This is a genomic window from Streptomyces sp. CLV115 (genome assembly GCF_038448545.1).
In the GTDB taxonomy this organism is placed as follows: domain Bacteria; phylum Actinomycetota; class Actinomycetes; order Streptomycetales; family Streptomycetaceae; genus Streptomyces; species Streptomyces sanglieri.
The window spans coordinates 1-8,285 of sequence record NZ_JBCEWQ010000243.1; the positions used below are offsets into that span (position 1 = coordinate 1).

Here is an 8,285-nt window from a genome sequence, read left to right on the forward strand (position 1 = left end):
GGGGGGGGTGGCGTGAACCGGGTGGTGTACGTGGTGCGAGGGGGCGTGGGCGGCTGCGAGCCGGACGGGTACGGGTGGCGTGAGCCGGGCGGACGGGGAGGCGTGAACCGGGCGGTGTACGTGGTGCGAGCCGGGGGCAAGGGCGGGCGCGGGTGGCTGTGAACCGGGCGGGCGCGGTCTTCGCGCTGTCCTCGTCGTGGCCGCTGCCGTGGCCGCTTTCGTGGCCGCTGTCGTGGCCGCTCGATTGTCGGCGGGGCTGATGCGCCCGGTCTGTCGGTGGGGGCGGATACGCTCCCTCGCATGGCTCTCCAAACGTCCGCGGAAGCTCCGCTGCCCGTAGGTGATGTGTCGCGGCTCATCGGCGGCTGGATCGACCGGCTCGGGGCGGTCTGGGTCGAGGGGCAGATCACCCAGCTGTCGCGGCGTCCGGGTGCCGGAGTGGTGTTCCTGACGCTGCGCGACCCGTCACAGGACATCTCGGTCAGCGTGACGTGCTTCCGGCAGGTCTTCGACCGGATCGCGGATGTGGTGACGGAGGGTGCGCGGGTCGTCGTCCTGGCCAAGCCGGAGTGGTACGCGCCGCGCGGCCAGCTGTCCCTGCGGGCCACGGAGATACGGCCGGTCGGCATCGGTGAGCTGCTGGTCCGCCTGGAACAGCTGAAGAAGTCGCTGGCCTCGGAAGGACTCTTCGCGCTCGACCGGAAGAAACCCCTGCCGTTCCTGCCGCAGCTGATCGGCCTGGTCTGCGGGCGGGCGTCGGCGGCCGAGCGCGATGTGCTGGAGAACGCCCGCCGGCGGTGGCCCGCAGTGCGCTTCGAGGTGCGCAACGCTGCGGTGCAGGGTGTGCACGCGGTCAATCAGGTGGTCCAGGCGGTGAAGGAGCTGGACGACCTGCCGGACGTCGATGTGATCGTCGTTGCGCGGGGCGGCGGCAGCGTCGAGGACCTGCTGCCGTTCTCGGACGAGCAGCTGATCCGGACGGTGGCCGCGTGCCGCACGCCGGTGGTGTCGGCGATCGGCCACGAACCGGACTCCCCGCTGCTCGACCTGGTCGCGGACCTGCGCGCCTCCACGCCGACGGACGCGGCGAAGAAGATCGTGCCGGACGTGGGCGAGGAGCTGGACCGGGTGCGGCAGCTGCGCGACCGGGCACTGCGCTCGGTACGGGGGCTGCTGGACCGGGAGGAGCGGGGTCTGGCGCACGCCCTGGGCCGGCCGTCGATGGAGCAGCCCCAGCGGATGGTGGACGAGCGCGCGGCGGAGATCGACGCGCTGGTCGGGCGGAGCCGGCGGGTGCTGGGGCATCTGCTGGACCGGGCCGATTCGGAGCTCGCCCACACCCGGGCGCGGGTCGTCGCGCTGTCGCCCGCGGCGACGCTGGAGCGCGGATACGCGGTATTGCAGCGGCCCGACGGCCACGTCGTGCGGGCTCCCGAGGACGCGGGGGCGCCGGGCGAGGTGCTGCGGGCGCGGGTCTCGGGGGGCGAGTTCGCCGTGCGGGTGAGCGAGTGAACGGGGTCGGATTCATGGACGGACGAGGTCACAGGCTCCCGGTGGGCCGGAACGTAGGGTGGGACGCATGACGGACGACGCGACTACGGCGGCTGGTGCCACGGGCACGCTCGGCTACGAGCAGGCCCGTGACGAGCTGATCGAGGTGGTGCGCCGCCTGGAGGCCGGCGGTACGACGCTGGAGGAGTCGCTCGCGCTCTGGGAGCGGGGCGAGGAGCTGGCGAAGGTGTGCCGGCACTGGCTGGAGGGCGCACGCGCCCGGCTGGACGCGGCACTGGCCGGCCCGGCCGACTCCCAGGAGAGCGGCGGCGGCACGGCGGCAGCGACGACGTCGGCAACGGCCGACAACGGCTGAGCCCCACGACGACGCCCGGTGACAGCTGTGGCAGCTGTGGCAGCGGTGGCCGACTGCGGCCTCTGTGGCCACCAGGACGCCCGGTGACAGCTGTGACAGCGGCGGTCCGCTGTGGCCGCTGCGGCCGCTGTGGTCACCAGGGTGTTCGGGACCGCCGGGTTGCCCGGAACCGCCGGGATATACGGTGACCGCCGGGATGTCAGGTGGCCGCCGGAGCCACCGGGTCCGCTGAGGCCGACCAGGAAGTCCGGGGCCGCTCCGGCCGCCGGGGACGTCCGGTGGCTGCCAGGGTCGATCCGACCGCCGGAACCGCCGGGGCTGCCGGAATCGCTGTGGAACAGATCACCCCGGGACACTTTTAGTTGAAAGTTAACCTATCTCCGGGTTACCGTGATCCGCGTCAGTCGATCCATGTGTACGTCCGGAAGGCAACACGCACGATGTCCCTCGCTCTTGACCCCGCCGCCCAGGACCTCCTCTTCCGTGAGGCCCGCACCGCCAACACCTTCACCGACGAGCCGGTGACCGAGGAGCAGGTCCAGGCGATCTACGACCTGGTCAAGTACGGGCCGACCGCGTTCAACCAGTCGCCGCTGCGCGTCGTCCTGGTCCGCTCCGACGACGCCCGTGCGCGCCTCGTGAAGCACATGGCCGAGGGCAACCAGCCGAAGACCTCGACCGCCCCGCTGGTCGCGATCCTGGCCACCGACAACGAGTTCCACGAGGAGCTCCCGGCCCTGCTGCCGCACTTCCCGCAGGCCAAGGACGCGTTCTTCTCCGAGCGCCCGGTCCGTGAGTCGGCCGCCTCGCTGAACGGCGCGCTGCAGGCCGCGTACTTCCTCATCGGCATCCGCGCCGCCGGCCTGGCCGCCGGCCCGATGACCGGCTTCGACGCCTCGGGCATCGAGAAGGAGTTCCTGGACGGCGACCACAGCCTCCTGATGGTCGTCAACATCGGCAAGCCGGGCGAGGACGCCTGGTTCCCGCGCCTGCCGCGCCTCGCCTACGACGAGGTCGTCACGACCGTCTGAGTCGGACCGTCCGAGTCGGCCGCCCCGGAGGCGGCCGTCCCGGTCCGGCCACCGCCGCGCCACCGCGCCCACCGCGCCCGCGGCGTACGGAGAAGGCCCTGGAGCACTCGATTCGGTGCTCCAGGGCCTTCTTCCGTACGTACGACGTCAGGAAGCCTTGAGTGCGGCGGCCATCTCCGCCAGCCGGTCCGGGGATGCGGAGCCCGTGACCACGGTGGTCGAGCCCTTGTCGTGGCGCACCAGGGCGTCGTACTTCGAGCCCTCCCAGTGCTGCCAGGTCTCGCCCGCGACCTGCTTCGTGCGCCCGGTGTTCCTGGCGTCCTGGCTGACCTCGGTGACGTACTTCTTCGCCGGGGAGGTGGACTGCTCCACCGCGACGTACTTGCCCTCCGGGTCGAGGAAGCCCAGGTGCCAGCTGTTGCCCGCCTTGCGGTCGTAGCTGACCGAGGTCGGCTTCCACTTCCCGGTCAGACCGTCCGGGGCGACCACGGGGTACGGCGCCGCGCGGCGGGCCGTCAGGAGCTCGACCCGGTAGTCGACCGCCTTGACCGGGTTGGCGTTCTCGTCGTGCGGAACGAAGATGTAAACAACGCCTGCCGCAGCGGAGATGACCGCCATCGACAGGAACATGTCCCGCACCGTCTGCTTGCCTCGCTTGCTAGCCACGGGTCCATGGTCGCATTAGGCCCGACGGGCCCGACCCGGGGGCAGCCGCTCATAAGTGACCCGGTCTGCTCATTTTGTCGACCTGACGATAGAGTCACAGCACCCTCTTCCGGTCGTCGCCGTACAGAAAGGTGCGCTCCGATGTCCGAGCATCATCTGCCGTCCCAGCTAGAGGTCTCCCCCGAGGCCCCCGACCGCAACCTCGCCCTGGAGCTGGTCCGGGTCACCGAGGCCGCCGCCATGGCGGCGGGGCGCTGGGTGGGCCGCGGCGACAAGATCGGCGCCGACGGCGCCGCCGTGAAGGCCATGCGGACCCTCGTCTCCACCGTCTCGATGAACGGCGTCGTCGTCATCGGCGAGGGCGAGAAGGACGAAGCCCCCATGCTGTTCAACGGCGAGCGCGTCGGCGACGGCACCGGCCCCGAGGTCGACATCGCCGTCGACCCGATCGACGGCACCACCCTGAACGCCAAGGGCATGCCGAACGCGATCGCCGTACTGGCCGCCGCGGACCGCGGCGCCATGTTCGACCCGTCGGCCGTCTTCTACATGGACAAGCTGGTCACCGGCCCCGAGGCCGCCGACTTCGTCGACATCAACGCCCCCGTCTCGGTGAACATCCGCCGGGTCGCGAAGGCCAAGAACTCCGCTCCCGAGGACGTCACGGTCGTCGTCCTCGACCGCCCGCGCCACGAGGGCATCGTCAAGGAGATCCGCGAGACCGGCGCCCGGATCAAGTTCATCTCCGACGGCGATGTCGCCGGCTCGATCATGGCCGCCCGCGAGGGGACCGGCGTCGACCTGCTGATGGGCATCGGCGGCACCCCCGAGGGCATCATCTCGGCCTGCGCCATAAAGTGCCTCGGCGGCGTCATCCAGGGCAAGCTCTGGCCGAAGGACGAGGCCGAGCGCCGGCGCGCGCTGGACGCCGGGCACGACCTGGACCGGGTGCTGTCCACCGACGACCTGGTCAGCGGCGACAACGTGTTCTTCGTCGCGACCGGCATCACCGACGGCGAGCTGATGCGCGGCGTGCGGTACCGCGCGGAGACCGCGACCACCGAGTCGATCGTCATGCGCTCCAAGTCCGGCACAATCCGGAAGATCGACTCCACGCACCGGCTCTCGAAGCTGCGCGCCTACAGCGCGATCGACTTCGACCGCGCGAAGTAGAGAACGCGCGAGAGCAGGGCAAGGGAAGCAGGGCGGTCCGGGAGGCCCGAGAGGCCCGGGGAGCCGGTACCGGTCCCGTCCCGGAGACCGCCGGCAGCGGTACGCGAAGAGGCGCCCCCCATGTGCGGTGGGGGCGCCTCTTCGCGTACCGGCCGTGCGGGCCCGCCCCGGCCGGTCGGCTTCTGTGCCCCGACCGGTCGGCTCCGTTCAGCCCGCCGCGGCGATCCGGCCCGTCGCGCCGGCGGCGGACGAGGCCTTGCGCTCCATCTCGCGACGTCTGCGCCGGGCCAGCACCACACGGCGCTCGGCGGCGGTGAGCCCGCCCCACACCCCGTACGGCTCCGGCTGTATGAGCGCGTGTTCCTGGCATTCGATCATCACCGGGCAGCGCGCGCAGACCCGCTTCGCGGACTCCTCGCGGGCGAGCCTGGCAGCAGTCGGCTCCTTCGACGGGGCGAAGAACAGCCCGGCTTCATCCCGGCGGCACACCGCCTCCGAATGCCAGGGGCCGGCCTGGTCCTCCCGCGCGGGGGTGCGCTGGGGAGGGACGGCGGCGACCTGCAGGGGCTGATGCGGCAGTTGCAGCACGGTCTACTCCTGACGACGGCTTCGCGAGCGAGAGACGATGCAGCAGTCCCTACCCGCTGTGCGCGCGCCTATGCACTGAGTGGCACTCGGCCGGGGGTGCGCAATAGCGGCCGACAAGGAATCTGGCTTGTTTTCGAAGCAGTTCCGATGGCGTCCCGAAGCGGCTCCGGAGCGGTCCCGAGAGAGTTCCGCAGCAGTTCAGAAGGAGCACCGGCGGAGTTCCTGCGAAGTTCCTGCGGAGTTTCGAAGGATGGTTCGGAGCGGTTTCGCGGGAGCTATCCGAGGTATTTGCGCAGCCGGTCCTGAAGGTCCGCGATGAACTTCCCCCGCTTGGGCTTCGCCTCCACACTGCCGAACACGGAATAGCCGTTGACCACGACCACCGGCGCCTCGGGGTCCGCGGATTCCAGGGTGGCGACTTCGAAATTACCGAAGACGCCCGTGCCGCTGCCACGCAGCGAGATGTTCTCGGGGACCTTGATTTCGACGCTCCCGAAGATGGAGGTCGCATTGACGACCGTGAGTCTCTGACCGAAAAGCGCCTCGGTCAGATCGACCTCCACACTGCCGAAGAGCGCGAAGGCGTTCGTACGGCCGCCGACCCGCCAACGGCCCTTGCGGGTCGAGCTGCTGAAGATCGCCACCAGGTTCTCGGCGGGGCCACTGGGGCCGGTGGGGCCCTCGTGACCGTAGGCGCCGGGGGCGGCGGCCGCACGGGGGGCACCACCCGGGGCGGGCAGGTCCCGCACCAGCGGTTCCAGCTCGCCGACGGTCTTGGCGCGATAGACCGCGTCGACCCGCTCGGCGTGCTCGTCGGCGGTGAGCCGGCCCTCGGCCATGGCTTCCCGCAGGATGTCCGCGATCCGGTCCCGGTCCGCGTCCGAGGCGCGGATGCCGGCAGGTTCCACCGGTGCCGTCGGGGCCGCCGGGGCCACAGGCTCCGCCGGTTCCGCCGGGGCCACCGGTCGCTGGGGCTGCTGGGGCTGCTTTTCGAGGTCCACCGACCCAGCGTACCCAAACGCGATAGATCGCGACTAGCCCCTGCCCCGCCTCCGCCGTGTCGTACCCGACCCCCCGAGACCGCCGCCCGGGAGTGGCCGAACTGAGCCTTACCTCACAGCTTCGGCGCTCGTGCGGCGTTCTACCCTGGTGGGTGCGCTGCCCAAGGGAGGTCAGCCGCCGTCTGCCGAGTGAGGAATGGCCGTAATGCCAGAGTTTGCGTACTCCGATCTGCTCCCTCTGGGAGAGGACACCACGCCGTACCGTCTGGTGACCTCCGAGGGTGTCTCCACCTTCGAGGCCGACGGCCGTACGTTCCTCAAGGTCGCTCCGGAGGCGCTGCGCACCCTGGCCGCCGAGGCCATGCACGACATCTCGCACTACCTGCGCCCCGCCCACCTGGCGCAGCTGCGGCGGATCGTGGACGATCCCGAGGCCTCGTCCAACGACAAGTTCGTCGCGCTCGACCTGCTGAAGAACGCGAACATCGCGGCGGCGGGCGTACTGCCGATGTGCCAGGACACCGGCACCGCGATCGTCATGGGCAAGCGCGGGCAGAACGTCCTCACCGAGGGCGGTGACGAGGAGGCGCTGTCGCACGGCATCTTCGACGCGTACACCAAGCTCAACCTGCGTTATTCGCAGATGGCTCCGCTCACCATGTGGGAGGAGAAGAACACCGGCTCGAACCTCCCCGCCCAGGTCGAGCTGTACGCCACCGACGGCGGCGCGTACAAGTTCCTCTTCATGGCGAAGGGCGGCGGCTCGGCCAACAAGTCGTTCCTCTTCCAGGAGACGAAGGCCGTGCTGAACGAGGCCTCCATGATGAAGTTCCTGGAGGAGAAGATCCGTTCGCTGGGCACGGCCGCCTGCCCGCCGTACCACCTGGCGATCGTCGTCGGCGGTACGTCGGCGGAGTTCGCGCTGAAGACCGCGAAGTACGCCTCCGCGCACTACCTGGACGAGCTGCCGGCCGAGGGCTCCCCCACCGGCCACGGCTTCCGGGACAAGGAGCTGGAGGAGAAGGTCTTCGAGCTGACGCAGAAGATCGGCATCGGCGCGCAGTTCGGCGGCAAGTACTTCTGCCACGACGTGCGCGTCGTCCGCCTCCCCCGGCACGGCGCCTCGCTGCCCGTGGCGATCGCCGTGTCCTGCTCGGCCGACCGCCAGGCCACCGCGAAGATCACCGCGGAGGGCGTCTTCCTGGAGCAGCTGGAGAAGGACCCGGCCCGCTTCCTGCCGGACACCACGGACGAGCACCTCGACGAGGCCGGTGCCCGCGGCGAAGACGCTCAACGGCACAGTGTGGAGATCGACCTCAACCGGCCGATGGACGACATCCTCGCCGAGCTGACCAAGTACCCGGTCAAGACCCGGCTCTCGCTGACCGGTCCGCTGGTCGTGGCCCGCGACATCGCGCACGCCAAGATCAAGGAGCGGCTGGACGCGGGCGAGGAGATGCCGCAGTACCTGAAGGACCACCCGGTCTACTACGCGGGCCCGGCGAAGACGCCCGAGGGGTACGCCTCCGGCTCCTTCGGCCCGACGACGGCCGGCCGCATGGACAGCTATGTCGCGCAGTTCCAGGCGGCGGGCGGCTCCAAGGTGATGCTCGCCAAGGGCAACCGGTCCAAGCAGGTCACCGACGCGTGCGACGCGCACGGCGGTTTCTACCTGGGCTCGATCGGCGGACCGGCGGCCCGGCTCGCGCAGGACTGCATCAAGAAGGTCGAGGTCGTCGAGTACGAGGAGCTCGGCATGGAGGCGGTCTGGAAGATCGAGGTCGAGGACTTCCCCGCGTTCATCGTCGTCGACGACAAGGGCAACGACTTCTTCACCGAGCCCGCCACCGCGCCGACGTTCACCAGCATTCCGGTACGGGGCCCGGGTCTCGCCTGACCCTTCGGGCACGGAACCAGGGCCCTGGGGGGGGGGGGGGGGGGGGGGGGCGCCGCGGGGGG

General features: G+C 70.7%; 8 protein-coding genes. 5 read left to right on the forward strand and 3 right to left on the reverse strand.

The window, feature by feature from the left end:
• Window positions 1-300 precede the first annotated feature (300 nt).
• From xseA to AADR41_RS39945, 3 genes are all read left to right on the forward strand, one after another.
• On the forward strand, window positions 301-1,512 hold the full coding sequence (gene xseA, locus AADR41_RS39935) for an exodeoxyribonuclease VII large subunit (protein ID WP_342287194.1): 1,212 nt from the start codon (window positions 301-303) through the stop codon (window positions 1,510-1,512).
• Between the two features lie 67 nt (window positions 1,513-1,579).
• Window positions 1,580-1,867 (forward strand): exodeoxyribonuclease VII small subunit, encoded by a 288-nt coding sequence (locus tag AADR41_RS39940; protein ID WP_342287196.1) that lies wholly within the window; start codon window positions 1,580-1,582, stop codon window positions 1,865-1,867.
• A gap of 440 nt (window positions 1,868-2,307) precedes the next feature.
• Window positions 2,308-2,898, forward strand: coding sequence for a malonic semialdehyde reductase (locus AADR41_RS39945; protein WP_342287198.1), 591 nt, complete (start codon window positions 2,308-2,310; stop codon window positions 2,896-2,898).
• Between the two features lie 147 nt (window positions 2,899-3,045).
• On the opposite strand, the gene AADR41_RS39950 is transcribed toward AADR41_RS39945, so the two are convergent.
• Window positions 3,046-3,564: a DUF4245 domain-containing protein gene (locus AADR41_RS39950; RefSeq protein WP_342287200.1), complete on the reverse strand. Its 519-nt coding sequence runs from the start codon at window positions 3,562-3,564 to the stop codon at window positions 3,046-3,048.
• A gap of 141 nt (window positions 3,565-3,705) precedes the next feature.
• On the opposite strand from AADR41_RS39950, the gene glpX reads away from it, so the two are divergent.
• Window positions 3,706-4,737: a class II fructose-bisphosphatase gene (gene glpX, locus AADR41_RS39955; RefSeq protein WP_342287201.1), complete on the forward strand. Its 1,032-nt coding sequence runs from the start codon at window positions 3,706-3,708 to the stop codon at window positions 4,735-4,737.
• Between the two features lie 207 nt (window positions 4,738-4,944).
• On the opposite strand, the gene AADR41_RS39960 is transcribed toward glpX, so the two are convergent.
• Together AADR41_RS39960 and AADR41_RS39965 are read right to left on the reverse strand one after the other, a co-directional pair.
• Window positions 4,945-5,325 (reverse strand): WhiB family transcriptional regulator, encoded by a 381-nt coding sequence (locus tag AADR41_RS39960; protein ID WP_124716632.1) that lies wholly within the window; start codon window positions 5,323-5,325, stop codon window positions 4,945-4,947.
• Between the two features lie 275 nt (window positions 5,326-5,600).
• A complete protein-coding gene (locus AADR41_RS39965) occupies window positions 5,601-6,326 on the reverse strand; it encodes a DUF1707 SHOCT-like domain-containing protein (RefSeq protein ID WP_342287203.1) in 726 nt (241 codons plus the stop codon).
• A 205-nt stretch (window positions 6,327-6,531) separates the two neighbouring features.
• On the opposite strand from AADR41_RS39965, the gene AADR41_RS39970 reads away from it, so the two are divergent.
• A complete protein-coding gene (locus tag AADR41_RS39970) occupies window positions 6,532-8,223 on the forward strand; it encodes a fumarate hydratase (RefSeq protein WP_342287204.1) in 1,692 nt (563 codons plus the stop codon).
• Window positions 8,224-8,285 lie beyond the last annotated feature (62 nt).

Coding starts and splice junctions, on each gene's coding strand:
- xseA (WP_342287194.1), top strand. CDS start 301: ATGGCTCTCCAAACGTCCGCGGAAGCTCCGCTGCCCGTAGGTGATGTG.
- AADR41_RS39940 (WP_342287196.1), top strand. CDS start 1,580: ATGACGGACGACGCGACTACGGCGGCTGGTGCCACGGGCACGCTCGGC.
- AADR41_RS39945 (WP_342287198.1), top strand. CDS start 2,308: ATGTCCCTCGCTCTTGACCCCGCCGCCCAGGACCTCCTCTTCCGTGAG.
- glpX (WP_342287201.1), top strand. CDS start 3,706: ATGTCCGAGCATCATCTGCCGTCCCAGCTAGAGGTCTCCCCCGAGGCC.
- AADR41_RS39970 (WP_342287204.1), top strand. CDS start 6,532: ATGCCAGAGTTTGCGTACTCCGATCTGCTCCCTCTGGGAGAGGACACC.